This window comes from Sphingomonas insulae, from assembly GCF_010450875.1.
Classification (GTDB): domain Bacteria; phylum Pseudomonadota; class Alphaproteobacteria; order Sphingomonadales; family Sphingomonadaceae; genus Sphingomonas; species Sphingomonas insulae.
Genome location: NZ_CP048422.1, coordinates 1,080,414 through 1,105,244 on the forward strand (window position 1 = coordinate 1,080,414; position 24,831 = coordinate 1,105,244).

Genomic DNA, 24,831 nt, shown 5'->3' on the forward strand with positions numbered 1-24,831 from the left:
CATCGTGCCGCCGGCTAGCGGCCCGTCTGACCCCGATGCAGCAACGCCTGGTCGGCCAATACCAATGCCATCATCGCCTCCACGACGGGCACGCCGCGGATGCCGACGCACGGGTCGTGGCGCCCCCGGGTGGCGATATCGGCCGCCGCCCCATCGCGATCGATCGTCGCCACGGGCGTCAGGATGGAACTGGTCGGCTTGAACGCGACACGCAGCCGGATCGGCTGGCCGGTCGCGATGCCCCCGGTGATGCCGCCGGCGTGGTTCGCAAGGAATTCGGGCCCTGCGTCACCCGGACGCATCGCGTCGGCATTCGCCTCTCCGGTCAGCGCCGCGGCCGCGAATCCGTCGCCGATCTCGACGCCCTTCACCGCGTTGATGCCCATACAGGCATGTGCCAGCTCGGCATCCAGCTTGGCATAGAGCGGCGCGCCCCATCCCGCGGGCACGCCCCCGGCTTCGCAGGCCACCACCGCGCCCAGCGATGATCCGGCCTTGCGCGCGCCGTCGACCAGCGCCTCCCAGCGGATCGCGGCAGCGGGATCGGGACAGAAGAACGGATTGCCGTCGATCGCCGCATCGTCGAACGCGGCATAGTCGATCGCATCGCCGCCGATCGCCTCGACCCAGCCGCGCACGCGCACCTGCGGGATCACCAGCCGTGCGACGGCACCCGCCGCGACGCGCGATGCGGTTTCGCGCGCCGACGACCGGCCGCCGCCGCGATAGTCGCGAAATCCGTATTTGGCGTCATAGGCATAATCGGCGTGGCCGGGGCGATAGGCGAGCGCCACCTCCGAATAATCCTTCGACCGTTGGTCGACATTCTCGATCATCAGGCTGATCGGCGTGCCGGTCGTCCGCCCCTCGAACACGCCGGACAGGATGCGTACCTGGTCCGGCTCGCGCCGCTGCGTCGTGAAGCGCGATGTGCCGGGGCGCCGCTTGTCGAGCCACGGCTGTACGTCGGCCTCACTCAGCCGCAATCCGGGCGGGCAGCCATCCACCACCGCACCGATCGCCGGCCCATGGCTCTCGCCCCAGGTGGTAAAGCGGAACAGGTGGCCGAAACTGTTGATGCTCACGCGCTGGTCCCCAATCGGGCGAAGGCCGCCGCATGGGCGGCGTTGCCGCGAACGCCGCAGGGGATCAAGCCACCCTGCAACGGCAGCGCCATGAAATGCTCACCGGCATAAGGCGATGAGAACCCTGCGGCGATATCCGCCGCAAAGCCGAAGCGGCCATAGAAGGCCGGATCGCCGAGCACGAAGCACAGCACGATCCCTGCGGCCTCCAGATGTTCCAGCCCCGCCGCGATCAGCGCATCCGCCACGCCCCGGTGTCGCCACGCCGGGTCGACCGCGATCGGCGCCAGCGCCGCTGCCGCGACGGGGCGGTCGTTGATCGTCACCGCCATCCGGCTGAAGGCGACCAGTCCCGCCAGATCCGCCGACATGGCGTCATCCGCCACCAGGGTCAGCAGCATGTCGCCCTCGATGCAGAGGTCCCGCACAAGAACGGCCTCGGCCGGCGCCGGGAAACAGTGGCGCAGCAATGCATCGATGGCCGCGACGTCACCGCCGCCAGCCGGCCGGATCGTCATCGTCACGCCAGCGCGATATCCGGCGCATCCTCTGCCTTCATGCCGATGACGTTGTACCCGGCATCGACATGGTGGATTTCGCCGGTCACGCCGCTCGCCAGGTCGCTGAGCATGTAGAGGCCCGCGCCGCCGACGTCCTCGATCGTCACCGTGCGGCGCAGCGGGGCGTTCAGCTCGTTCCACTTCAGGATATAGTTGAAATCGCCGATGCCGCGCGCCGCCAGCGTCTGGATCGGCCCTGCGGAAATCGCGTTGATGCGAATATTGTCCGGGCCTAGGTCGACCGCCAGATATTTGACGCTCGTCTCCAGCGCGGCCTTGGCGACGCCCATGACGTTGTAATGCGGAATGACCTTTTCCGCGCCGTAATAGGTCAGCGTCAGGATCGATCCGCCATCGGGCATCATCCGCCGCGCGCGCTGCGCCACCGCCACCAGCGAATAGGCGGAGATGTTCATCGTCATCAGGAAATTGTCGAGCGTGGTGTCGTAATAGCGCCCACGCAGCTGCGACTTGTCGGAAAAGCCGATGGCATGGACGACGAAGTCGATCGTCGGCCACTCCTGGCCGAGGCGGTCGAACGTCGCATCGAGTGCCGCCATGTCGGACACGTCGCAGTCGAACAGCCGCGCCACGCCCAGCTGTTCGGCCAGCGGGCGCACGCGCTTTTCCATCGCCGCGCCCTGGTAGGAAAAGGCGAGTTCCGCGCCATGTTCGGACAATTGCTTGGCAATGCCCCAGGCCAGCGACTTGTCGTTCGCCAGGCCCATGATCAACCCACGCTTGCCAGCCATCAAACCCGTCACGCCGTCTTCGCCTCCATAGTCGTCGCGGTTCCCTGTAGCGCCGGTTCGGGCGGTTCCGCCAGTGCCGCGTTCAGATGCGCGCCGAACACCATTCCCAGCCCGATCAGATAGAAGAACAACAGCATGACGACGACGCCGGCAAGGCTGCCGTAGGTCAGGTCGTAGCCGCCGAGCTGCGCCAGCACGATCGGCAGCAGCGCCGTCATGCTGATCCACCAGCCGGCCGTGAACAGCGCGCCCGGCCATTTCGCGCACTTGGTGTAGCGATATTTCGCCGGCGTCACCGAATAGAACAGCAGGTACAGCGCGCCGAACATCACCAGCCCGGGAATGACTCGCGACAGCCCGACCCAGCCCGCCACGCCCTCTGCGAACGGCAGCAGGCGATAGATGAACTGTTCCGCGGCGGTGAGGATGCCCTGCACCAGGAAGCTCATCAGCGCGATGATGACCGACAGGATGATGACGCCGGATGACGACAGGCGCGATCGCCAGAACGGCGCGGTCGCCTTGATCCCATAGGCGCGGTGGAAGATGTCGCGGATCGTTTCGACGAAGCTGCCGACCGTCCACAGGCCGACGAGACCGCCAAGCCACAGCAGCGATCCGGTGCGCGCGACGAGCACGTCGGCGATCGGCTTGCGCAGGATGTCGGCGACGTTGGGCGGCAGCACGTGCAGGAACGAGGCGACGGCGCGTTGCGTCTCCTCGCTCTGCCCGAGCAGCGACAGCACCGCCGCGGCGGTGATGAAGAACGGAAACACCGTCATCAGCGCCAGATAGGCGAGATTGCCGGCATGGATGAAGCCATCGTTGAACACGCCGAGCGCCGCGCGCTTGGTGACTTCCAGCACCGCGGGCCCCGGCTTCAGCCGGGCCAATGTGTGGCGGGCACCATGGCGCAGGTGCGCACGGTCTTCGGGCGTCAGGGCGGTGGTATCGGTCACTGCGCGGTCAGACGCCCATCGCCGCCCGCGGGTTCCGCCCGTCGGTCCAGCTTGCCACGAACTGTTGCAATGCTGCATCATCCGCGGGGATGTCGATGATCAGCGTCACCAGCTGATCGCCGCGGCCGCCATCCTTCTTGTGAAAGCCCTTGCCCTTCAATCGCAACGTCTTGCCCGATGTCGTGCCCTTGGGGACGGTGAGCATCACCGCCTTGTCGACGGTCGGTACGCGCACCGCGCCGCCCGCCACCGCCTCGGTCAACGTGATCGGCAGGTCGAGGCGCACGTCGTCGCCGTCGCGGGTGAAGACGCGGTGGCCCTGCACATCGATCGACACGATCGCGTCGCCGGCGCCGCCGGGACCCTGCTCGCCCTTGCCGCCCAGCTTCATCTGGGTGCCGGTCTCGACGCCGGCGGGCAGCTTGAGGTCGATCGTCTTGCCATCGCCCAGCGTCACCCGCTGGGGATGGAGCATGGCGGCATCGACGAACGGCACCTGCAACCGATAGGTGACGTTGGCGCCCTTGGGCTGCGGACGTCGGCCAAAGCCGCTGGCGAAGCCGCCGCCGCGGCTCTGGCCGCCGAACAACCCCTCGAAGATGTCGCTCATGTCGGCATCGCCGCCGCCGAATTCGTAGCCGGCGCTGCTGAAGCCGCCGCCCGGCCCGCCGGCGCGTCCGCCGGCACCCGGCCGCGCGCCGCCGCCATAGCCGAACGGCGAGGCGGGGTTGCCATCGCCATCGATCTCGCCGCGGTCGAAACGGGCGCGCTTGTCCTTGTCGTTCAGCAGGTCATAGGCGTTGGTGACCTGGCTGAACTTCTCCGACGCCTTGGGATTGTCCTTGTTGCGGTCGGGATGCAGCTCCTTGGCGAGCTTGCGATACGCCTTCTTGATGTCCGCCTCGGACGCGCCGCGGGCAACGCCCAAGGTCTGATATGGATCGGCCATTGGTTCCCCGTTGGTGTATTACGCGCCTATGTGGGGGAGGGCGCGGCGCAACGCAATCTCGGCTTCGCTCGTTGGGCGGGCAGAGGAGATGCGATCATGACCGACAAGCAGCCGATGCAGGCGATGAGTACCGATCACGGCGCGGACAAGGATGCCGCCGCCAGCCCGGCCGGCAAGTCGGACGGCGAGAGCAATGGCGGCGCCTACCCCAATCCGCACACCGGCAAGGGCAAGCAGGACGATGTGGGTGGCGGCTTCATGGGCCATGGCGGGCAGAGCCACGTCGAATATTCCGGCACCGGCGACGACGATACCGACGAGGATGTCGGCAACGGAAATGCGGTGACGAAATGAGCGGGTGATCCCGCGAAGCCGCGAAAAGACGAAGACGTCCGGTTCACGCGGAGGCGCGGAGATGGCCCGAGCGCGGCCGCTCTCTATGCTCGGCTCCGGTCGGTCGCGGGAAGCTATGGCAGGACTGGCGCGCAACACCTCCGCGCCTCCGCGTGAACCCCAATCCTCACATCATCGCGTTTCGCCCCGTCACCTGGACGCAAACTAGTCCAGCGGCGCGACGTCCACGCTCACCGCCATGTTCTGCGCCTGCGACCCCAGCACGACGCCATCGACCGGCGCGATCTCCGCGTAGTCGCGGCCCACCGCCATGACGATGTGGTCGCCCGCCATCCAGATGCCGTTGGTCGGATCGAGGCCGACCCAGCCCCGCGCCGGCCCGCACCACAGCAGGACCCAGGCGTGCGTCGCATCGGCGCCGACCAGTCGCGGCTGCCCCTCCGGCGGGATGGTGCGGATATAGCCACTCGCATAGGCCGCCGGCAGGCCGGCCGCACGCAGGCCGGTAATCATGATCTGCGCGAAATCCTGGCACACGCCCTTGCGTTGCAGGAACGCCTCGTGCGGCGGCGTGTCGACCAGCGTCGCCGTCGCATCGAAGGTGAATTCGTCCTGGATACGCCGCGCCAGCGCGATCCCCGCCTCCAGGCTGCCACGATCGGGATCGAGGTCCGGCGCGCAATAGGCAGCGATCGCATGGTCGAGGGGGATCAGCGGCGAGGGGAACAGGTAATTGGCCGGGCTCGCCGCCGACAGGTCGCGACTGGCGCGCCCCAGCGCGGCGATCTCGCCCAGTGTCGGGTCGCTGCCGTCCGGCACCGGCACCAGCCGGTCGACGCGCATCCGCGAACGGCTTTCGATCGTCAGTTCGCGCACCGGCGTATCGATCACCAGCCGGGTGACGTTGGCAAGCCCGGCCTCGGCGCGCGCCGGCATCGTACGGCCGACCGGCTCGACGGTGAGCGCATAGTCCTCCAGCGTCTGCCCCGGCCAGTCGATCGGCTTCAGGCGCAGGTTGCAGCGCGCGAACTTGACGTTGCCGCCATAATCGAACCGGGTGATGTGGCGGATATCGTACAGCATCACGCCAGCGTCAGCCCCCCGGCGCGCAGCGGCTCGGCGCCTTGCAAAAAATAGCGGCGCGCGACGCTTTCCGACAATTGCGCCAGTCGCCGCTCCAGATCGCCGAGCACGTCCGGCTCCAGCGTCGCCGCGGTGGTCATCGCCAACGCCGCCGCCAGCGCGCGGCCGTGCGCCTGTTGCGGTTCGGGCATGCCGTCGTCGCTCAGCACCGGCAGGTCGCGCAGCCGTTCGCCGATCCGCTCCGCCTGATAGGCAAGGCTGCGCGGATTGCCCGGATCGAGTGCGACGAGGTCGACCACCGGCACCCGTGCGATGCCGGTCAGGTAGCGCTGGCGATAGCTGATCTGGCTGTCGGCAAGGTCGAGCAGCGTCGACAGATCGTCGGCGGTGGCGCCCGGCATGCCGAACAACCGGAGCGCCCGCGTCATCGCCATGGCGCGTTCCACCCGGCGGCCCAGGTCGTGGAACCGCCACGCCGCCGTGCGCCCCATATGCTCCGCTGACAGGCCGGCGATCGCGACGTAGCGGCGCTGCAGCGCACCGGCGCGATCGAGCATGCCGCGGTTGGTGGGGAACGGCGCATCAAGCAGCCTTACCATGTCCGCCGACAACCGGTCGCGCGACCCTTCGCCGATGCCCCGCGCCAGCCGGTTGATCGTCGCCACCGAATGCCAGCCCTCGTCCTCCATCGCCACCTTGGCGAAGGCGGTGAGGTCGCCGCGCTTGAGCGACGTCGGGTGCGGCGCCGCCCCGCCGCCCGCGATCAGGCCGACCAGCTTGCCGACCGTTCCCGCGGACAAGGCCGCGCCGGCATCGGCATCGATCGAATTGCCCAGCATCACGCGGATCGCCGCCAGCAGCGCCTCGCCGCGCTCCAGATAACGGCCCAGCCAGTAGAAATTGTCGGCGACCCGGCTCGGCAGCGTACCGGGGTTGCGGCGGATGTGGTGCGAATCTGGTGCGGGGAGCAGCGACACCGGCTCGACCGTCTCGGCACCGTGGATGCAGACGTCGGCCGACCACGTTCCTTCGCCGAGCACGCTCGCCCGTGGATCGGTCGCCTCGCCGATCCGTGCGAAGCCGCCGGGCATGATCGTCCAGCCGCCGCTCGCATCGCGCGCCGCGAAGACGCGCAGGGTGAACGGGCGTGGCTCCAGCGTGTCCTCGATCACCACCGGCATCGTCGACAGGCGGACGATCTCCTGCCCGACATAATCCTGCGGTCGCCGCGTCATGTCGGCGAGCAGCTGCGCGCGCTGGCCCGCATCCAGTTCGCCGCCGTGCACCGTCCGCCCGCCGGGCAGGCCGAGCGGCACCGGGCCGAACGCCGATCCGATCAGCATCCGGTCGAGGTCCTCCTCGACCCGCGTCAATTCGGATGGCTGGCCGCACCACCATGTCGCGATGTTGGGCAGGTGCAGGCTCTCGCCGAGCAGCCTCGTCGCCAGTTGCGGCAGGAACGCGCCGAACGCCGGCGCCTCCAGCACGCCCGCGCCGGGCGCGTTGGACAGCACGACGTTGCCCACGGCATAGGCGTCGATCAGGCCCGGCACGCCGATCTGCGAATGCGAATCGAAGGCCAGCGGATCGAGCATCCGCGGATCGACCCGCCGCCACAGCGCATCGATGCGCTTCAGGCCGCCGATGGTGCGGACATAGACCTGGTTTTCCAGCGCGGCGAGGTCGGCACCCTCGACCAGCAAGAGGCCGAGGTACCGGGCGAGATGCGCCTGTTCGGGATAGCTCGGGTTGAACCGGCCCGGCGTCAGCAGGCCGATGCGCGGATCGGTGCGGCGGCACATCGCCGCGATCCCTGCGCGGAAGGCGGCGAAGAACGGCGCATGGCGCTGGACGTTGATCCGCCCCTGCAACCCGCCCAGCGTGCGGCTGACCGCCAACCGGTTTTCCAATGCATAGCCGGCCCCCGCGGGCGCGCAGGTGGTCGGCGAGCACGCGCCATTCGCCGGTCGGGCCGCGCCCCAGGTCGATCGCGATGAAATGCAGGTGCTTGCCGCCCGGCGGTTCCAGCCCGACCATCGGCCGCAGGAAATAGGGGCTGCCGGTGACCAGCGCCGCGGGGATCAGCCCCCGCTCGACCAGCCGGCCGGGGCCGTAGAGGTCGGCGATCACCGCCTCCATCAGTTCGGCACGCTGGGTGACGCCGCGGACGATGCCGTCCCATTCCCGCGCGTCGATCAGCAGGGGGACGGGCGAGACGGGCCAGGGCCGCTCGTCCGCCTCGCCGATGATGCGGAATCCCATGCCGATATCGGCGGCGTGGCGGCGCACCCGTTCGCGGACATGGTCTAGATCGTCGGACGCGACGGTGGCGAGTTCCTCGAACATCGCCGCCCAGGCGGGATCGTCACTGCCGCACAGCACGTCGCCGGTGGTGGTGCGCGCGCAATAATCGTCGATCCAGCGCCGCGCATGCGTCGCGGCATCGAACAAGGGCGCAGCCTGCGTCGCCATCGCTATAGCGTGTCACCCCATTGAACCCGCATGCACCGTGTTCGTTTGCGTGCTGCGAAGCAACACAAATTGGGGCTTCGCCCGTCTTCCCGCGCCGGAACGATGGCGACTGCGCATGACCGGCCCCGCGCCGGAACCTCACAGATCGGGCAGCACCTGATCCGCCACGCCCCATCCCGCCAGCGCGCGCGATGTGGCGCGTTCCAGCAATTCGGTCGCATCGCGCACGCCCCAGCGGGCCGCGGTGTCGATGTCGCGCAATTCGGTCCACGACACCGGCGCCGCGACCGGCGCGCCGGCCCGCGCCCGCGCCGAATAGGGCATGATCGCGGTGCTGCCGCGCTGGTTGCGCAGATAGTCGATGAAGATCTTGCCCTTGCGTTTCGCCTTGGTCATCACCGCGACGAAGCGGTCGGGCTCCGCCGCCGACAGCGCCCGCGCGAAGCGGTCGGCGAAGTCCCTCACCGCGGGCCATTCCGCCTGCGGCGTCAGCGGCACGACGACGTGGACGCCCTTGCCGCCCGACAGCAACGGAAAGCTGACCAGCCCCAATTCCGCCAGTTGCGCGCTGACATGGTCCGCCGCACGCTTGGTGTCGGCGAAATCCAGCCCCTCGTCGGGGTCGAGGTCGATCACCAGCCGGTCGGGCTTTTCCAGATCGTCGATCGACGATCCCCAACCGTGGAATTCGATCGTCCCCATCTGTACGCAGGCGACTAGGCCGTCCGTGTCGTCGACATACAGGTACGGCTCCACCGACCCATCCTTTTCGCGCACGTCGACATGGTGGACCTGTTCGCCGAAACTGCCCGCATCGTGCTTCTGGAAAAAGCAGGCCTTGGCCCGGCCCTGCGGACAGCGCACCAGGCTGACCGGGCGCCGCCCCGCCCAGGGCAGCATGATCGGCGACATCTGCGCATAATAATCCGCCAGCTCGCCCTTGGTGACGTCGCTCTCCGGAAAGATCACGCGATCGCGGTTGCTGACCGTCACGTGCACCGCCGGCGCGGCGGGCGCCGGCTCGGGAACCTCCGCGACCACCTCCTTCGCTGCCTTGTCGCCGCGCAGCCCCAGGAAGCTGGAGTGGCGCAGCACCTTGTCCGGCGTCACTTCGGCAAAGGCGATTTCCGCGACCAGCTTCGGCCGGACCCATTTCGCCCCGCGCAACGCCGCCTTGTGCGCTGCCAGGCTGGCCGCATCGACCGATGGCGTATCGACGCTCAGGTCGGCGAGCCGGTCGGACAGGTCCGCCATCAGCGCCTGGTCGAATCCGGTGCCGACCTTGCCCGCATAGCGGAAGCCCTTGCCTTCCCGCACCCCGAGCAGCAGCGACTTGAAGCCGCGGCTCTTGGTGGATGGCGTCCAGCCGACGATGACGAATTCCTGCCGCTGGATGCACTTCGCCTTCAGCCACGTCCTGTTGCGCGCGCCGGCATAAGGCGCATCGGCGCGCTTCGACACGACGCCCTCCAGCCCCTCGCGGCACATCGTCGCGAACAATTCCTCGCCCGACCCCAGCACATGCTCGGCGAACTGGATGCGCGGTCCATTGGCGATCATCGCCTGCAGCCGGTCCTTGCGCTCGACCGTCGGCAGGCCGGTCAGGTCCTCGCCGTCGCAGGCGAGCAGGTCGAAGGCGAACAGCGTCATGTCGCCGCCGTCCGCGATCGCATCCTTCAGCGTCGAAAAGTCGGGGCGCCCGTCCTTGAACGCGACGATTTCGCCGTCGATCAGCGCCGAATCGACCGGCAGCGCCGCCGCGGCGTCGGCGATGGCGGCGAACTTGTCGCTCCAGTCGAGGCCGCTGCGGGTATAGACCCTGGCCTTGCCCCCGCCGATGGCGACCAGCGCGCGATAGCCGTCGTATTTCACCTCGTGCAGCCAGCCGCCGCCAGCCGGCACGCTGTCGACCAGGGTGCACAGCTGCGGTTCGCGGAACGCCGGCATCGCCTTGCCGGCGCCGCGGCGTTTCGGCGTCGTGGCGGCGGCAGGCTTGCCGCGCGCCTTCCGCTTCGCCGCGGGCGGGGCCTTGCCACTCGCGATCGCCGCCATCGTCCGGCCGGTGGCGACGCTGGTTAGCGCCTCTTCGACCAGCGTGTCGGTGCCGCCCGCGAACGCATCGTCGATCTTGCGCAACAGCCAGTTCTCGCGCTTCTCCTTGGCCCGCGGCTTCAGGCGGATCAGCAGCCATTCCCCCTTCATCCGCTCGCCGTCGAGCGTGAAGTGCAGGTGGCCTTTCTCCAGATCGCTCGCCGACTTGCCCGCGATCGGCGCCCAGGTGCCGCGATCCCACAGCATCACCGTGCCGCCGCCATATTCGCCCGCCGGGATCGTCCCTTCGAACGTGGCATAGGACAGCGGATGATCCTCGGTCCGCACCGCCAGCCGCTTCTCGCCGGGGTCCAGGCTGGGGCCCCGCGTCACCGCCCAGCTTTTCAGGACGCCGTCCACCTCCAGCCGGAAGTCCCAGTGCAGCCGCGTCGCATCATGCTTCTGCACCATGAAGCTGTTGCCGTGACCCGGCGCCAACGTACCCGCCGGCTCGGCGGTCTTCGCAAAATCGCGCTTGGCGTTGTAGCGGGCAAGCGGGTCAGGCACGCTTCTTGGCCGCCGTCTTCGCTGCCGAAGCCTTTTTCGCCGCGGCCTTCTTCGCCGGCGCCTTTTTCGGGGACGCCGGAGTCGCGCCCGATTTTTCCATCGACTTCTTCAACGCCGCCATCAGGTCGACGACGTTGCTGCCGGACTTGCCGCCGCCATCGTCCTTCTCTTCGATGACCTTGCCGCCCTTCGCCTTGCGCTTGCGCGCGACGAGGTCCTTCAGCGCATCGACGTAGCGGTCGTGGAATTCCTGCGGATCGAAGGTCCCGCTCTTCTTGTCGATCAGCGCCTCGGCCAGGTCGAGCAGGTCGGCGTCCGGCTTGCTGTCGGGGATTTCGCGGAAATAGCTCTGCGCCTTGTTGACCTCGTCGGCGTAGCGCAGCGTTTCCAGCACCATGCCGCGGCCGCACGGCTTCAGGCTGACGACATATTCGCGGCCCCGCATCGCCAGCTGGCCCAGCCCGACCTTCTTGGTCCGCCGCAGCGCCTCCCGCAGCACGATGAACGACTCTTCCGCCAGGTCGTCGGCCGGCACGACGAAATAGGGCTTTTCGTAATAGAGCACGTCGATCTCGCTCGCATCGACGAACTGCGTCAGCTCCAGCGTCTTCTTCGATTCGAGCTTCACCGCATCGATCTCGTCCTGCTCCAGCAGCACGAATTCGCCCTTCGATACCTCATATCCCTTCATGATCTCGTCGGTGTCGACCGGGCCGACGCCGGTGACGATCTTTTCGTAGTGGATCGGCTTGCCGGTGGGTTCGTGGATCTGCTTGAACGATACCGCCGCGCCGCTTTTGGTCGCGGCATAGATCTCGACCGGGATCGACACGAGCGCGAGCCGGATCTGTCCTTGCCAGTAAGCGCGTGCGGCCATGATGTGCGGTCTTTCCGTTGCGGAAGCGATTCAATCCCCGGCGCGGGGAGTCGTTCCCCCCGGACCACGCCGTCCCGCCCGCATGCGTTCCCCCGGCGGCCGAATTGCGCTAAGGGCCGCCGCATGGCCGACGATCCCTTCGCGCTGTTCGATGCCTGGTATGCCGAGGCACGGGACAGCGAGCCCAACGACCCCAATGCGATGGCTCTCGCCACCGTCGATGCATCCGGCCAGCCGTCGGTGCGGATGGTGCTGCTGAAGGGGCACGGCCCCGACGGCTTCGTTTTCTACACCAACCGCGAGGGGCGCAAGGCCGCCGACCTCGCCGCGGTGCCGAAGGCGGCGTTGCTGTTCCACTGGAAGTCGCTGCGCCGCCAGGTGCGGATCGAGGGGCCGGTGACGCTCGCCACCGACGCCGAATCCGACGCCTATTTCGCCAGCCGCGGCCGCGATTCGCAACTCGGCGCCTGGGCGTCCGACCAGTCCCGCCCGCTCGACAGCCGCGAGACGTTCGCGGCACGCTTTGACGCGATGACGCGGCGGTTCGAGGGCGGCGACGTGCCGCGCCCGCCGCATTGGGGCGGCTATCGCGTCACTCCGCAGACGATCGAATTCTGGCAGGACCGCGCGCACCGCCTGCACGAACGCCGCCTGTTCACCCGTGCCGGCGACGGCTGGCGCGAAGGATTGCTGTTCCCATGACCCGCGACGAACAGCGCCGCTTCCTGCCGCTGGCGACCCGTGCCGCGCTCGCCAGCGTGGCGATGGCGTGCTTCCTGCTGGCGTTGAAGAGCTTCGCGGCATGGCAGACCGGGTCGGTCGCGATGCTGGGCAGCCTCGCCGACACCGCGCTCGACCTGCTCGCCAGCCTCGTGACGCTGTACGGCGTCCGCCTCGCCGCGACGCCGGCCGACCACGACCACCGCTTCGGCCATGGCAAGGCAGAGGCGCTGGCGGCCCTGTTCCAGGTCGCGCTCATCACCGCGTCGGCCGGCGGCATCGCCTGGCGCGCGATCACGGCGCTGGGCGAGGATGGCCCGACCGCGGACGCGGGCTTCGGCATCGGCGTGTCGATCGTCGCGATCGTCGCGACCGTCGTGCTGCTCTGGTATCAGCGGCGCATCATCCGCCAGACCGGGTCGGTCGCGATCATGGCGGACAACGTCCATTACCAGTCCGACGTGCTGCTCAACGGATCGGTCATCGTCGCGCTGGTGCTCGACCAGTATCTCGGCTGGCACAAGGCGGACCCGATCCTCGGCATCGTCATCGCGCTGTGGCTGGCGTGGGGCGCGTTCCAGGCATCGTCGAACGCGATCGACCAGCTGATGGACAAAGAATGGCCCGAGGACCAGCGCGCCGCGTTCCTTGATGTCGCCGCGCGCCAGCCGGGGCTGAAGGGCATCCACGATTTCCGCACCCGCCGCTCCGGCAGCCACGATTTCGCACAATTCCACATGGAGGTCGACCGCGACCTGACCGTCGGCGCCGCGCACGACATCGTCGAATCGGTCGAACGCAACCTTCGCCAGACCTTCCCGAAGGTCGAGGTGCTGATCCACCTCGATCCTGAAGGGCATGTCGACACCGACAATCCGCTGGTCGAGGCGGACGTGACGCCGCACTGGTTCGGAAAGAGGCTATGAGGATCCCCTTCGCGCAGATCGATGCCTTCGCCGAAGCCGCGTTCGGCGGCAATCCGGCGGCGGTGATGCCGCTGTCCGCATGGCTCGACGATACCGTGCTGCAGGCCATCGCGTCCGAGAACAACCTCAGCGAAACCGCCTTCATCGTGCCCTCCGACCCCGGCGAGAGCAAGGGCAAGGGCAACGGCGGCGTTGATGGCGACCGCACCGATTTCGACCTGCGCTGGTTCACCCCTGCCGGTGAAGTCGCCCTGTGCGGCCATGCGACGCTGGCGAGCGGCCATTTCGTGTTGTCGTCCGACGACGATCGCACCACGGTCCGCTTCCGGACGCGGCAGGCGGGCATCCTCGAAGTGACCCGCGAAGGCGATCGCTACCGCATGGCGCTGCCCGCCTGGGCGCCATCGCCCAAACCGCTCGACGCGATCGTCGCCGCGCTGGGCGTGGAGGCGGTCGAGACGCTGTGGCAGGACAAGGGCTATGCCCTCGTCGTCGTCGCCGACGAAGCCGCGGTACGTGCCGCGCGCCCCGACGACCGCGCGCTGATCGAGGCGGGCCCCATCGTCGCGATCGTCACCGCGCGCGGAAACGATACGGACATCGTCAGCCGCGCCTTCACGCCCTATTTCGACATTCCGGAAGACCCGGTGACCGGCGCCGCGCATGCCGTCGCGGTGCCCTATTGGGCGGACAAGCTCGGCACCGACCGCTTCACCGCCTATCAGGCGAGCAAGCGCGGCGGCCTGCTCACCTGCGCGCTGGAAGGCGACCGCGTGATCCTGGGCGGGGCCTGCGTCACGGTCATCGAAGGTACGTTCCTGCTGCCATAGGGGCCTGCCATAGGGGAAGGGGAGGCGCGCCCGCCGCCACCTACCATCGCCCCGTCATCCCCGCGCAGGCGGGAATCCAGACGCGCAACGGCCGCCCCCCATTGCTGCCGCCGGAACGTCCGGTGTCCCGTCTCGCAAGGATGACGACCGCGAGCGGCACCCCCTTCGCGCAACGACAACTCACGCCCAATAGCAGACAATCCACGGGCCGGGGTGACTGCATGTTACCCGCCGGCTACGTGAGGCTGCTAATAGCGATCGGAAGTCGATCAGCCTTCAGGAGATTGCCTGTGCTTTTTCACACCATGGTCGGATCGAATGACATCGAACGGTCCAAGCGCTTCTACGACACGGTGCTTGGCACCTTGGGTGCAGGGGAAGGGACGCGGAATATCGCCGACAGCGGCCATACACGGCTGATCTACAATAGCGGCAACGGAACGAACTTCATCGTCAGCCAGCCGATCAACGACGAACCGGCAAGCGTCGCCAACGGCAGCACTGTCGCCTTTTCCTGCGGGTCGCCCGAACAGGTGAAGCAGCTTCACGATACCGCCGTTGCCGCTGGCGGGACATCGATTGAAGCTCCGCCCGGACCGCGCGAAACTGCTTCCATGGGCACCATCGAGCTGGCCTATTTCCGTGATCCCGACGGCAACAAATTGTGCGGAATTCATTTTCCTGCCTGATCTGTCCAACACGGGTCCGCTCCTGATTGTAGCGGACCCCGATCATGCGATCCCGCGAATGTCTGCTTTCCTCCTGCAAAAAGACACACCCACCACCAGACCTTATCCGTCATCCCCGCGCAGGCGGGGATCCATACGCGCAACGGTTGCATCTCCCTCGCCGGCATAGCCGCGCCACAAACTCTTACTCCGGAAGCATGACGAACCACAAAAGCCCTCACGCGCAACGCTGACCTGGTCCTCGGTAATCTCCGGGCCGCCGCAGCCCCGACCGCCGGGTTACCGCCGCCGCCCCTTGGTCATCGGATCGGGCTTCGCCGGTTTCACCCAGCCCTCCGGCGGCACCACGCGCTACTGGCTCGTGCCCAGCCCCATCGCCCCCGGCTGCTGCCGTTCCAGTCCGGCCGGATCGACATCCGCGCCGCCTGCCCGCAACAGGCTGATCCGGTCGCGCAACCGTCCCGCCGTCTCGAAGTCGAGCGCCGCGGCGGCGGCTTCCATCTCCAGCCGCAACGCTTCGATCGAGACTGTCACGCCGCCGCCGCCACCATCGCCGCTTCGGTCGATGCGATCCAGCCGCCGCCCAGCACGCGTTCGCCCGCGTACAGCACGGCCGCCTGGCCCGGCGCGACGCCATATTCGGGCGCGTCGAACACCAGCCGGTCACCGTCGAGATGGGCGCCGACCGGCTTTGCCATCGATCGCACCTTGGCGGTGATAGGGCCGACATGGTCGCCGCCGATCCAGTTCAGGCCGGTGATGCGCGCCGCGCCCACCGCCAGCGCCGCGCGCGGGCCGACCACGACCTGCCGCGCCGCCGCATCGACCCGGACGACGTACAGCGGTTCCGCCGTGCCGCCGATCTCCAGTCCGCGGCGCTGGCCGACGGTGAAATGGATGATGCCGCGATGCGTGCCGAGCTTCGCGCCGTTGAGGTCGACGATGTCGCCGGCGGTGTCCGCCTCCGGGCGCAGCTTGCGCACCAGCCCGGCATAATCGCCGTCGGGGACGAAGCAGATGTCCTGGCTGTCGGGCTTGCCGGCGACGCCCAGCCCCAGGTCCGCAGCGATCGCGCGGACCCGCGATTTGGGCAGCGCACCTAGGGGGAAGCGGAGGTAGTCCACCTGCGCCTGCGTCGTCGCGAACAGGAAATAGCTCTGGTCGCGCGCCGGATCGGCGCCGCGGTGCAGTTCCGCGCCCGCCGGCCCGATCACGCGCTGCACGTAATGGCCCGTCGCCAGGCAATCGGCGCCGAGGTCCCGTGCCAGTTGCAGCAGATCGGTGAACTTCGGCCCGGTGTTGCACTGGACGCAGGGGATCGGCGTGCGCCCGGCGAGATATTCGTCGGCGAAGGTGTCGACCACCGTCTCCCTGAACCGCGTCTCATGGTCGAAGACGTAATGCGCGATACCCAACCGATCGCACACCGCGCGCGCATCGCGGATGTCGCGCCCGGCGCAGCAGCTGCCGGCGCGGCCGGTCGCTTCGCCATGGTCGTACAATTGCAGCGTCACGCCGATCGTCTCGGCGCCGGTCCGCGCCGCGAGCGCGGCCACCACCGAACTGTCGACGCCGCCGGACATCGCCACCACGATCCGCCGTGACGCGGCATCGCCGCCCAGCTGAAAATCCACATCGAGCATGCCGGCTTCATACCGCGTCCGCCGCGGAACCGCAAAGTAAGGCCTCCGCGGTGGAACCGCAAAGTAAGGAAGGTTCACATAATCTTTTCACGGGCTTTACCCCGCCTTCATCGCCGGCCGCGTAAGCCTCTGCTCCCGAACGGACAATACGAGTGCATCAGCGTTGGATCTCAGCTTCCCCGGCTTCGACAGAAATACGGAAGTCACCCAGCTTCCGGGCGATCTGGCGGTGCTCATGGTCGGGATCGCGGCACGGCAGACGGCGTCTCCGACCGCCGTTGCGCAGGCACGGTTCGGCCGGATCGGCCATCCGTCCCGCTTGCTCCGGCCGCTCGACGGCGCCTTCAATGGCCCGACGGCGGCATCGCTGGCGCACTGGCGGGTAGAGGGTCGTCCGACCGGCGATCCTCCACCGCCGCGAGAGTAAATACGCCGTTTACCGTGGCGTTTCAGGCGATCTTCAAGACCGCCCGCTAAGGGAACAGTATCGCGTTTTGAGAGGGGGCCCCCGCCCCGATCGAGGTTGTATCATGATCGAGAACCAGAAAATCCGTCCCGCCAAAGTCATCGGCCCCCTGGGTGAATCGCTGACTTTGGATTCGCTGCCGCCGCCGTCGACGACGCGGTGGGTGGTACGTCGCAAGGCGGAGGTTGTGGCGGCGGTCAACGGCGGCCTGCTGAGCGTGGACGAGGTCTGCGCCCGCTACGGCCTGACCGTCGAGGAATTCGCCGGCTGGCAGCGGGCGATCGACCGGTCGGGCATGCCGGGACTGCGCGTCACCCGCATCCAGCATTACAAGTCGCTCTACGAGCGCCAGCAGAAATATTGAGCAGGGCGAACGCCGTACGTCGCATAAACGAAACGCGTGCGGAACATTTATCCGGCCTCGTGAGTCTTTCCGCACAGAGCCCACGCCGGGCGTAAACGGAGGGACTTATGGGTATCATTCTTTGGCTCATCATCGGCGGTGTCATCGGCTGGCTGGCCAGCATCATCATGCGCACCGACGCGCAGCAGGGCATCTTCCTGAACATCGTCGTCGGCATCGTCGGCGCGTTCATCGGCGGCCTGGTGATCTCGGGCGGCTCGATCAACAACGCGCCGCTGAACGTGACGTCGTTCCTGGTGTCGCTGCTCGGTGCGGTGATCCTGCTCGCGATCGTCAACCTCGTGCGTCGCGGCAGCGTTCGCTGAGATGACAGGCGACGGGCCGCGGCATCGGCCGTAGCCCTGTCGCCGGATTTCGCTTCGTCACGCGAACGATGAAAGGCCGCCCGGGCAACCGGGCGGCCTTTTGCGTCATTGCAGCAGGAACCGGACCGAAACGCTGACCGTCACGTCCTTCTCGCCCGGCGCGATCTCGGTCTTGGCGTCCGCCGCCATCGCGCGGGCCATGAACACCGGCTGCGGGCCCGGCCCGCCCGCGTCCTGGCCGGTCTCTGCGATCGAGACGATGCGCACCACCTTCATCCCCGCCGCGCCGGCGTACAGCTCCGCCCGTGCCCGCGCCTGCTTCACCGCATCGGCGCGGGCCTCGTTCAGCGCCGCCTCGGGCTGGTCGATCGACAGGTTCGGCCCGTCGATCTGGTTCGCGCCCTGCGCCACCAGCGCATCCAGCACGCCGCCGGCCCTGGCGACCTCGCGGAAGCGGATGGTGACGGTGTTGGTCGCCTGATATCCGGTGATCGCGGGCGCCTGCCCCTCGGTATACCGGTATTGTGGGCTGAGGCCGACGTTGGACGTGGCGAGGTCGCGCGGCGCGATGCCCGCCCGCTTCAGTGCCGCGATCACCCGCGCCATCCGCTGCGCGTTGTCGGACAGCGCGGCGGCGGCGGTCGGCGCCTGCGACACCACGCCCGCGCGGATCGTCGCCAGGTCCGGCACGCGCGTCGTCCGGCCCTCCGCCTGCACGTCCAGCACCGTGCCTTGTGCCGGGACCAGCGGTTCGACCGTGGTCTGTACCGCCTGGGCCATCGCCCCTGCCGGCAGCATCACCGCCACCAATGCCGTCAGATAGTTCACGCGATCGTCTCCCGTTGCGTCGTTGCCATCCGCACCCTTTGACGCAGCGCGGGCAACGCCAGCTGAACGGCGAAATCGTTGCGGCCGACACCGGTTTCGGGCATGGCGCGCCCATTGCGCCGGCGGGGGCTTGAGCGCAGTGATATATTCATATAACACAGCTGCGAATGCGATGGCCGTGAACGGCCGGACGGGGATGGGACAGGCATGAACGACTATCAGGGTTCGATCGGTCACGAGGAACGGCTGGCGCTGCCGGGCGAGCCGGCGCCGTCGGGCCGCGGCCGCAGGATCGTCGTCGTGCTGGTCGTCGTCGCGCTGCTCGCGCTCGTCACCTGGGCGATGTTCGGCCGCAAGAAGGCCGATCCCGCCGCCGGCGCCGCGAAGACCGAACAGATGCCCAGTGTCACCGTCGTCGTGCCCGGCCGCACCACCGTCGACCGCACCTTGTCGGCCACCGGCACGCTGGCGGCGCGGCGCGAGATGCCGGTCGGCGTCGCGGGCGAGGGCGGGATGATCACGCGCGTACTGGTCGAGCCGGGCCAGTGGGTCAACGCCGGACAGGTCCTCGCGACCGTCGACCGGTCGGTGCAGGCGCAGACCGCGGCGTCGCTCGCCGCGCAGGTGACGGTCGCCCGTTCCGACCAGACGATCGCGCAGGCGGAGCTCGACCGCGCCCAGCAGCTCGTCGACCGCGGCTTCATCTCCAAGGCCGACCTGCAGCGCAAGGCCGCCACCCGCGATGCCGCCGCCGCCCGCGTGCAGGTTGCCGCCGCCACCCTGCGCGAAGCGAATGCGCGCACCGGCCGGCTCGACATCCGCGCGCCCGCCGCCGGCCTGGTGCTCACCCGCGGGGTCGAACCGGGCCAGATCGTCAGCTCCGGCTCGGGCGTCCTGTTCCGCATGGCGCAGGGCGGCCAGATCGAGATGCGCGCCCAGCTTGCCGAGGCCGATCTCGCCTCGCTCCACACCGGTGCCCGCGCGCAGGTGACGCCGGTCGGCAGCGACCGCGTCTTTGCGGGCGAGGTGTGGCAGGTGTCGCCGGTCATCGATCCGCAGACCCGCCAGGGCATCGCCCGCGTCGCGCTGCGCTACGATCCCGCGCTGCGGCCGGGCGGCTTCGCCTCGGCGACGATCGTCGGCGGCGCCGCGGTCGCGCCGCTGCTGCCGGACAGCGCGCTGCAAAGCGACGAAAAGGGCAGCTTCGTGTATATCGTCGACAAGGACGACAAGGTCGCGCGGCGCAACATCAGGATCGGCCAGGTCTCCGACGCCGGCGTCACGGTGATGCAGGGCCTCGATGGCAGCGAGCGCGTCGTGCGGGCGGCCGGCGGGTTCCTCGCGCCGGGGCAGAAGGTGAAGCCGGTCCTGCAGAAGGCGAGCTGACATGAGCTTCCGCAACATCTCCGCCTGGGCGATCCGCAATCCGGTCCCGCCGCTGGTCCTGTTCTTCGCACTGACGCTGGCGGGCATCGTCAGCTTCATGCGGATGGACGTGAACAACGACCCGGACATCGATTTCCCGGTCGTCATCGTCGTCATCAGCCAGCCCGGCGCCGCACCGACCGAGCTGGAGAACCAGGTCACCAACCGCGTCGAATCGGCGGTCCGCTCGCTCCAGGGCATCGACGAGATCACCTCGACCGTCACCGAAGGGTCGTCGACCACCGTCGTCCAGCTCGCCATCGGCACGCCGATCGACCGCGCGGTCAACGACACCCGCGACAAGATCGCGCAGATCCGCAGCGACCTGCCCGAAGGCATTCTCGAACCCCAGATCTTCCGCGCGGATACCACGGACAACGATCTTGCCAGCTATTCGGCGATCGCCAGCGACATGACCGTCGAACAGCTCAGCTGGTACATCGACAACACCGTCGCCAAGGAACTCCTGTCGGTCTCCGGCATGGCCGCGGTCAACCGCAACGGCGGCGTCAGCCGCGAAATCCGCGTCATCCTCGATCCGCTGAAACTGCAGAGCCAGGGCCTCACCGCGAGCCAGGTCAACCAGCAGCTGCGCCAGATCAACCTCAACGCCGCCGGTGGCCGCGCCGAGATCGCCGGGTCGGAACAGTCTGTCCGCGTCCTCGGCAACGCCAAGAACGCCAACCAGCTGGCGCAGACGCTCATCAACGTCGGCGGCGGGCGCACCGTGCGACTGGGCGACATCGCCACCGTCCGCGACCTCTATGCCGAACAGCGCAGCCGCGCGGCGGTCGACGGGCGCCAGGCGATCAGCTTCGATTTCCAGCGCGCCAAGGGGGCATCCGACGTCACCGTCTTCAACGAAGCCGTCAAGAAGCTGCAGGCGCTCGAGAAGCGCAACCCCAACGTCCACTTCATCCTGCGGTCCAACAGCGTCAAATATACCGAGGCGCAGTACGAATCCGCGATCCACGCGATGATCGAGGGCGCGGTGCTCGCCGTGCTGGTGGTGCTGCTGTTCCTGCGCGACTGGCGCGCCACGCTGATCTCGGCACTGGCGATCCCGCTGTCGGCGATCCCGACCTTCTGGTTCATGGAACTGCTGGGCTTCAACCTCAACCAGATGACGCTGCTCGGCCTCAGCCTCGTCGCCGGCGTGCTGGTCGACGATGCCATCGTCGAGATCGAGAATATCGTGCGGCACATGCGGATGGGCAAATCCGCCTATCAGGCATCGATCGATGCGGCGGACGAGATCGGCCTCGCCGTGCTCGCCACCACCATGTCGATCGTAGCGGTGTTCATGCCGGTCAGCCTGATGCCCGGCATCTCGGGCCAGTATTTTCAGAACTTCGGCCTCACCGTCGTCGTCTCGGTGCTGATGAGCCTTGCCGTCGCCCGCCTCATCACGCCGATGATCGCCGCCTATTTCCTGAAGTCGTTCGGCCACGCCAGCCACGGCGAGGGCAGGCTGATGGACGCCTATATGGCGGTCCTGCGCTGGACGCTCGACAGCACCCGGCAAAAGGTGAGCGCGGCGCGGGGCGGCTATCACCGCGTCACCAGCCGCTGGCGCGATCACCGCGTCTGGATCATGGGCCTCGGCTTCCTCACGTTCGTGTGCACCGTCGTCATGTTCATGGTGGTGCCGATGCAGTTCCAGCCGCCGCAGAACAACGACGATTCCACCGCCACGATCGAAATGGTGCCCGGCACCACGCTGGCGCAGACCGACGCGGTCGTCACCCGCGTCGCCGACCTGCTGCGCCGCCAGCCGGAGGTGTCGTCGGTCTACGCCCGCACGGGCGGCGGGCAGGGGGTCAACACCGGTCGCGTCACCGCGACGCTGCGCGACGACCGCAAGGTCACCAGCACGGAATTCGAACGCAATCTCGCGCCCGAACTCGCCAAGATCGCCGACGCCCGCGTCGGCTTCCGGTCGCAGTTCGGCTGGGGATCGTCGGGTCGCGACATGACGATCGTGCTCGGTGGCGACGATCCCGATCTGTTGCAGAAGACGGCGAGCACGCTGGTCGACCAGATGGCGACGTTGCCGACGCTCAGCCAGCCGCGCGTGTCCGGCAACCTCCAGCGGCCGGAGATCGTCATCCGTCCGCGCTTCGACCTCGCCGCCAATCTCGGCGTGACGACGCAGGCACTGTCCAGCGCGATCCGCATCGCGACGCTGGGCGACATCGACCAGAATTCGGCCCGCTTCTCGCTCTCCGATCGCCAGGTGCCGATCCGTGTCGCGCTGGATCAGGGCGCACGCACCGAATTGTCGACGATCCAGAACCTGCCGGTGGCGACGCAGACCGGCGGGTCGGTCCCGCTCAGCCTGATCGCCGATATCAGCCTCGGCTCCGGCCCGACGCAGATCGACCGCGTCAACCAGCAGCGCCGCATCGCCGTCGGCGCCGATCTGTCGCCCGGCGTCGTGTCCGGCATCGCGCAGAAACAAATCGACAATCTGCCGATCATGAAGAACCTGCCATTGGGCGTGAACCGGCTGACGCTGGGCCAGGCGAAGTGGCAGGCGGAAATGCTGAAGAACTTCGTCGTCGCGGTGATCTCCGGCACCTTCCTCGTCTTTGCGGTGCTGGTGCTGCTCTATCGCCGCGCGCTGCCGCCGTTCGTCAACATGGCCTCGCTGCTGCTCGCGCCGCTCGGCGGCCTGATCGCGCTGTGGGCGACGGGCAATCCGCTGTCGCTGCCGGTGTTCATCGGGCTGCTGATGCTGCTCGGCATCGTCGCCAAGAATTCGATCCTGCTGATCGACTTCGCGCTGGAGGAAATGAACAAGGGCGTCGATTCGCTCACCGCGATCCTGGATGCGGGCCACAAGCGCGCGCAGCCGATCGTCATGACCACCGTCGCGATGGTCGCGGGCATGGTGCCGACCGCGCTGTCGCTGGGCGGCGACGGATCGTGGCGTGCGCCGATGGGCATCGTCGTGATCGGCGGCCTGATCCTGTCGACGCTGCTGACGCTGGTGATCGTGCCTGCGGCCTTCAGCCTCGCCGTCGGGATCGAACGCTACGTCGGCCCGCGGCTTGGCAAGCGCCTGCTCACCTATCGCCCCGGCGACGACGGCAGCACGGTGGTCGGCATCGCCGGCCCCGATACGCCGTCGATCGGCCCGTTGCCGGGCCGGCTCGGCCATGACGATCCGGGGTCGCAGCCGGCGGAATGAGGGGGGGGCGGGCGACCGCTTCTCTCGGTACGTCATGACGGGGTGTCGAGTGGATGCTGTCGCGTAATGCCGTCGCGTCAATAAGGTGCGCTCCCCCCTCCCTTCGTCATCCCGGCGAACGCCGGGACCCATGGACAGCGAGCCATCGGCGTTATGCATCCTGCCGCCTGCACACCCGTCATGGATGCCGGCGAACGCCGGGATGACATAGGGGCCACTCCCATCTCGATCCGTCATCCCCGCGCAGGCGGGGATCCATGGTCGCCGGACGCGCAACGGCGCCGCGACGTCAGCCGGTCCGGATCCCCGCCCGCGCGGGAATGGCGACAGGTCGCAGGCGGGACATAACGCCCTCAATCGCCATGCCACTTGAACTTCCCCCGCTTTCGGGGATTGTTTCGTCGATGACCCCTATTCCCCGCGCCAGCGCCACAGAGGCGGCACCGCCCGCCCTCGTGCGGATGCGGATGATCGCGGGCGGGCTGTTGCTGGCGATGGCTGCCGTCTTCCTGACCAGCCGCCACTTTGCGCCGCTGTATCCCTGGGTCGGTTATGTGCAGGCGTTCAGCGAGGCGGCGATGGTCGGCGGCCTCGCCGACTGGTTTGCGGTCACCGCGCTGTTCCGCCATCCGCTCGGCCTGCCGATCCCGCACACCGCCATCGTGCCGCGCAACAAGGATCGCATCGGCGACACCCTCGCCCAGTTCCTGCGCACCAACTTCCTGCAACCCGCGGTCATCAGCCGGCGCATGCGCCGCGTCGACGTCGCCGCCGCCATCGCGCGCTGGCTGACCGATCCGCCGGAAGGGGCAGGGGGTCGCTTTCGCCAGGGCGCGTCCAAACTCGTGGCGCAGGTGCTCGAGGGGCTGGACCCGCAGCGCCTGGGCGGCATGGTCAAGGCGGGGATCGCCGCACGGCTGCGCGAAACCGAAGTCGCGCCGATCCTGGGCGGCGTCATGAAGGCCGCGCTCGCCGAACAGCGTCACGCGCCGCTGCTCGACGGTGCGATCCGCTGGGGGGCAAAGGCGCTCGCCGCCAACGAACATCTCATCCGTCAGATGGTGCACGACCGCGCCGGCTCGATCCTGCGCTGGACCGGGCTCGACGAAACCGTCGCCGACAAGCTGATCGCCGGCCTCGACAAACTGATCGCCGACATGGTCGACGATCCGCAGCACCCGCTGCGACTGAAGGCGGAGGAGGGGCTGGATCGCCTCGCATGGGACCTGCAGTTCGATCCGGCGATGCGGGCGCGGGTGGAGGCGATGAAGGTCGAGCTCATCGCCAATCCGGCGATGCAGCGCTGGCTCGACGGGTTGTGGGAATCGGCACGCGCCGGCCTGCTCCGCATCGCCCGCGATCCCGAAAGCGCGATGAACGGCCAGCTGGGCGACATGCTGCGGCAGCTGGGCAGCACGTTGACCCAGGACCCGCGGCTGGCGCGCACCATCAACCGCTTCGTGCGCCGCGCCATCGTCGGTGTCGCGGCGGACTATGGCGATGGCATCGTCCGCCTGGTGTCCGAAACGGTGCGCGGTTGGGATGCGCGCACCATCACTTCGCGGCTGGAGAATGCGGTCGGCCGCGACCTGCAATATATCCGCATCAACGGCACCCTGGTCGGCGGGCTGGTCGGCCTCGTCATCCACACGGTGGATGTCCTGCTTTGATGCGACGGATGGCGCGGAAACGC

The 24,831-nt window shown here is 68.3% G+C and carries 21 protein-coding genes and 2 pseudogenes; 11 read left to right on the plus strand and 12 right to left on the minus strand.

Features of this window, described 5'->3' with window-relative positions; translation table 11 throughout:
* Window positions 1–14: 14 nt before the first annotated feature.
* From aroC to GTH33_RS06815, 5 genes are read right to left on the minus strand one after another with little or no spacing between them, the layout of a single operon-like run.
* The gene (gene aroC / locus GTH33_RS06795) at window positions 15–1,085 is read right to left on the minus strand and encodes a chorismate synthase (protein WP_163957771.1); all 1,071 of its coding nucleotides are present in this window, start codon (window positions 1,083–1,085) and stop codon (window positions 15–17) included.
* Window positions 1,082–1,603, minus strand: coding sequence for a GNAT family N-acetyltransferase (locus GTH33_RS06800; RefSeq protein WP_163959685.1), 522 nt, complete (start codon window positions 1,601–1,603; stop codon window positions 1,082–1,084). The genes aroC and GTH33_RS06800 overlap by 4 nt, the downstream gene beginning before the upstream one ends.
* A 2-nt stretch (window positions 1,604–1,605) precedes the next feature.
* Window positions 1,606–2,397 carry an enoyl-ACP reductase FabI gene (gene fabI, locus GTH33_RS06805; protein ID WP_163957772.1) on the minus strand — a complete coding sequence of 264 codons (792 nt, stop codon included), beginning with the start codon at window positions 2,395–2,397 and terminating at the stop codon, window positions 1,606–1,608.
* An 8-nt stretch (window positions 2,398–2,405) separates the two neighbouring features.
* On the minus strand, window positions 2,406–3,356 hold the full coding sequence (locus tag GTH33_RS06810; protein ID WP_163957773.1) for a YihY/virulence factor BrkB family protein: 951 nt from the start codon (window positions 3,354–3,356) through the stop codon (window positions 2,406–2,408).
* Window positions 3,357–3,363: 7 nt separating this feature from the next.
* Entirely contained in the window at window positions 3,364–4,305 is a 942-nt protein-coding gene (locus GTH33_RS06815; protein WP_163957774.1) for a DnaJ C-terminal domain-containing protein, read from the minus strand.
* Between the two features lie 96 nt (window positions 4,306–4,401).
* Here GTH33_RS06815 and GTH33_RS06820 point away from each other — a divergent pair, with 96 nt between their 5' ends.
* Complete coding sequence (locus GTH33_RS06820) at window positions 4,402–4,659, plus strand: hypothetical protein (RefSeq protein ID WP_163957775.1); 258 nt, start codon at window positions 4,402–4,404, stop codon at window positions 4,657–4,659.
* A gap of 204 nt (window positions 4,660–4,863) precedes the next feature.
* Here the strand turns inward: GTH33_RS06820 and GTH33_RS06825 are convergent, their stop codons facing one another.
* The 4 genes and pseudogenes from GTH33_RS06825 to ku form a co-directional block, all read right to left on the minus strand.
* On the minus strand, window positions 4,864–5,742 hold the full coding sequence (locus GTH33_RS06825; RefSeq protein ID WP_163957776.1) for a transglutaminase family protein: 879 nt from the start codon (window positions 5,740–5,742) through the stop codon (window positions 4,864–4,866).
* A pseudogene (locus GTH33_RS06830) lies at window positions 5,742–8,214 on the minus strand (circularly permuted type 2 ATP-grasp protein). Before GTH33_RS06830 ends, GTH33_RS06825 begins: the two are co-directional and overlap by 1 nt.
* A 138-nt stretch (window positions 8,215–8,352) precedes the next feature.
* The gene (gene ligD, locus GTH33_RS06835; protein WP_163957777.1) at window positions 8,353–10,812 is read right to left on the minus strand and encodes a DNA ligase D; all 2,460 of its coding nucleotides are present in this window, start codon (window positions 10,810–10,812) and stop codon (window positions 8,353–8,355) included.
* Window positions 10,805–11,689 carry a non-homologous end joining protein Ku gene (ku, locus tag GTH33_RS06840; protein ID WP_163957778.1) on the minus strand — a complete coding sequence of 295 codons (885 nt, stop codon included), beginning with the start codon at window positions 11,687–11,689 and terminating at the stop codon, window positions 10,805–10,807. Before ku ends, ligD begins: the two co-directional genes overlap by 8 nt.
* 123 nt (window positions 11,690–11,812) lie before the next feature.
* On the opposite strand from ku, the gene pdxH reads away from it, so the two are divergent.
* The 4 genes from pdxH (at window position 11,813) to GTH33_RS06860 (ending at window position 14,854) form a co-directional block, all read left to right on the plus strand.
* Window positions 11,813–12,391 carry a pyridoxamine 5'-phosphate oxidase gene (pdxH, locus tag GTH33_RS06845; protein ID WP_163957779.1) on the plus strand — a complete coding sequence of 193 codons (579 nt, stop codon included), beginning with the start codon at window positions 11,813–11,815 and terminating at the stop codon, window positions 12,389–12,391.
* A complete protein-coding gene (locus GTH33_RS06850; protein WP_163957780.1) occupies window positions 12,388–13,335 on the plus strand; it encodes a cation diffusion facilitator family transporter in 948 nt (315 codons plus the stop codon). Before pdxH ends, GTH33_RS06850 begins: the two co-directional genes overlap by 4 nt.
* Window positions 13,332–14,165: a PhzF family phenazine biosynthesis protein gene (locus GTH33_RS06855; protein ID WP_163957781.1), complete on the plus strand. Its 834-nt coding sequence runs from the start codon at window positions 13,332–13,334 to the stop codon at window positions 14,163–14,165. Before GTH33_RS06850 ends, GTH33_RS06855 begins: the two co-directional genes overlap by 4 nt.
* A gap of 290 nt (window positions 14,166–14,455) precedes the next feature.
* Entirely contained in the window at window positions 14,456–14,854 is a 399-nt protein-coding gene (locus GTH33_RS06860; protein WP_163959686.1) for a VOC family protein, read from the plus strand.
* 279 nt (window positions 14,855–15,133) lie between these two features.
* Here the strand turns inward: GTH33_RS06860 and GTH33_RS06865 are convergent.
* Both GTH33_RS06865 and mnmA read right to left on the minus strand, forming a co-directional pair.
* A pseudogene (locus tag GTH33_RS06865) lies at window positions 15,134–15,355 on the minus strand (UvrB/UvrC motif-containing protein).
* Between the two features lie 29 nt (window positions 15,356–15,384).
* Complete coding sequence (mnmA, locus tag GTH33_RS06870; RefSeq protein WP_163957782.1) at window positions 15,385–16,497, minus strand: tRNA 2-thiouridine(34) synthase MnmA; 1,113 nt, start codon at window positions 16,495–16,497, stop codon at window positions 15,385–15,387.
* Window positions 16,498–16,660: 163 nt separating this feature from the next.
* Here mnmA and GTH33_RS06875 point away from each other — a divergent pair, with 163 nt between their 5' ends.
* From GTH33_RS06875 to GTH33_RS06885, 3 genes are all read left to right on the plus strand, one after another.
* Window positions 16,661–16,924, plus strand: coding sequence for a hypothetical protein (locus GTH33_RS06875; RefSeq protein WP_243848509.1), 264 nt, complete (start codon window positions 16,661–16,663; stop codon window positions 16,922–16,924).
* A 103-nt stretch (window positions 16,925–17,027) separates the two neighbouring features.
* Window positions 17,028–17,327 carry a CtrA inhibitor SciP gene (sciP, locus tag GTH33_RS06880; RefSeq protein ID WP_163957783.1) on the plus strand — a complete coding sequence of 100 codons (300 nt, stop codon included), beginning with the start codon at window positions 17,028–17,030 and terminating at the stop codon, window positions 17,325–17,327.
* A gap of 107 nt (window positions 17,328–17,434) precedes the next feature.
* Window positions 17,435–17,692, plus strand: coding sequence for a GlsB/YeaQ/YmgE family stress response membrane protein (locus GTH33_RS06885; RefSeq protein WP_163957784.1), 258 nt, complete (start codon window positions 17,435–17,437; stop codon window positions 17,690–17,692).
* A 105-nt stretch (window positions 17,693–17,797) separates the two neighbouring features.
* On the opposite strand, the gene GTH33_RS06890 is transcribed toward GTH33_RS06885, so the two are convergent.
* The gene (locus GTH33_RS06890) at window positions 17,798–18,472 is read right to left on the minus strand and encodes an SIMPL domain-containing protein (protein WP_243848516.1); all 675 of its coding nucleotides are present in this window, start codon (window positions 18,470–18,472) and stop codon (window positions 17,798–17,800) included.
* A 255-nt stretch (window positions 18,473–18,727) separates the two neighbouring features.
* On the opposite strand from GTH33_RS06890, the gene GTH33_RS06895 reads away from it, so the two are divergent.
* The 3 genes from GTH33_RS06895 (at window position 18,728) to GTH33_RS06905 (ending at window position 24,808) form a co-directional block, all read left to right on the plus strand.
* Window positions 18,728–19,906: an efflux RND transporter periplasmic adaptor subunit gene (locus tag GTH33_RS06895; RefSeq protein ID WP_163957785.1), complete on the plus strand. Its 1,179-nt coding sequence runs from the start codon at window positions 18,728–18,730 to the stop codon at window positions 19,904–19,906.
* Between the two features lies 1 nt (window position 19,907).
* Entirely contained in the window at window positions 19,908–23,138 is a 3,231-nt protein-coding gene (locus tag GTH33_RS06900; protein ID WP_163957786.1) for an efflux RND transporter permease subunit, read from the plus strand.
* A 404-nt stretch (window positions 23,139–23,542) separates the two neighbouring features.
* Entirely contained in the window at window positions 23,543–24,808 is a 1,266-nt protein-coding gene (locus GTH33_RS06905; RefSeq protein ID WP_243848510.1) for a DUF445 domain-containing protein, read from the plus strand.
* The last annotated feature ends 23 nt before the right edge of the window (window positions 24,809–24,831 follow it).

Coding starts and splice junctions, on each gene's coding strand:
- GTH33_RS06895 (WP_163957785.1), top strand. CDS start 18,728: ATGAACGACTATCAGGGTTCGATCGGTCACGAGGAACGGCTGGCGCTG.
- GTH33_RS06800 (WP_163959685.1), bottom strand. CDS start 1,603: ATGACGATCCGGCCGGCTGGCGGCGGTGACGTCGCGGCCATCGATGCA.
- GTH33_RS06850 (WP_163957780.1), top strand. CDS start 12,388: ATGACCCGCGACGAACAGCGCCGCTTCCTGCCGCTGGCGACCCGTGCC.
- GTH33_RS06855 (WP_163957781.1), top strand. CDS start 13,332: ATGAGGATCCCCTTCGCGCAGATCGATGCCTTCGCCGAAGCCGCGTTC.
- fabI (WP_163957772.1), bottom strand. CDS start 2,397: ATGGCTGGCAAGCGTGGGTTGATCATGGGCCTGGCGAACGACAAGTCG.
- GTH33_RS06815 (WP_163957774.1), bottom strand. CDS start 4,305: ATGGCCGATCCATATCAGACCTTGGGCGTTGCCCGCGGCGCGTCCGAG.
- ku (WP_163957778.1), bottom strand. CDS start 11,689: ATGGCCGCACGCGCTTACTGGCAAGGACAGATCCGGCTCGCGCTCGTG.
- pdxH (WP_163957779.1), top strand. CDS start 11,813: ATGGCCGACGATCCCTTCGCGCTGTTCGATGCCTGGTATGCCGAGGCA.
- GTH33_RS06825 (WP_163957776.1), bottom strand. CDS start 5,742: ATGCTGTACGATATCCGCCACATCACCCGGTTCGATTATGGCGGCAAC.
- GTH33_RS06900 (WP_163957786.1), top strand. CDS start 19,908: ATGAGCTTCCGCAACATCTCCGCCTGGGCGATCCGCAATCCGGTCCCG.
- mnmA (WP_163957782.1), bottom strand. CDS start 16,497: ATGCTCGATGTGGATTTTCAGCTGGGCGGCGATGCCGCGTCACGGCGG.
- GTH33_RS06905 (WP_243848510.1), top strand. CDS start 23,543: ATGACCCCTATTCCCCGCGCCAGCGCCACAGAGGCGGCACCGCCCGCC.
- sciP (WP_163957783.1), top strand. CDS start 17,028: ATGATCGAGAACCAGAAAATCCGTCCCGCCAAAGTCATCGGCCCCCTG.
- GTH33_RS06890 (WP_243848516.1), bottom strand. CDS start 18,472: ATGGCCCAGGCGGTACAGACCACGGTCGAACCGCTGGTCCCGGCACAA.
- GTH33_RS06885 (WP_163957784.1), top strand. CDS start 17,435: ATGGGTATCATTCTTTGGCTCATCATCGGCGGTGTCATCGGCTGGCTG.
- GTH33_RS06820 (WP_163957775.1), top strand. CDS start 4,402: ATGACCGACAAGCAGCCGATGCAGGCGATGAGTACCGATCACGGCGCG.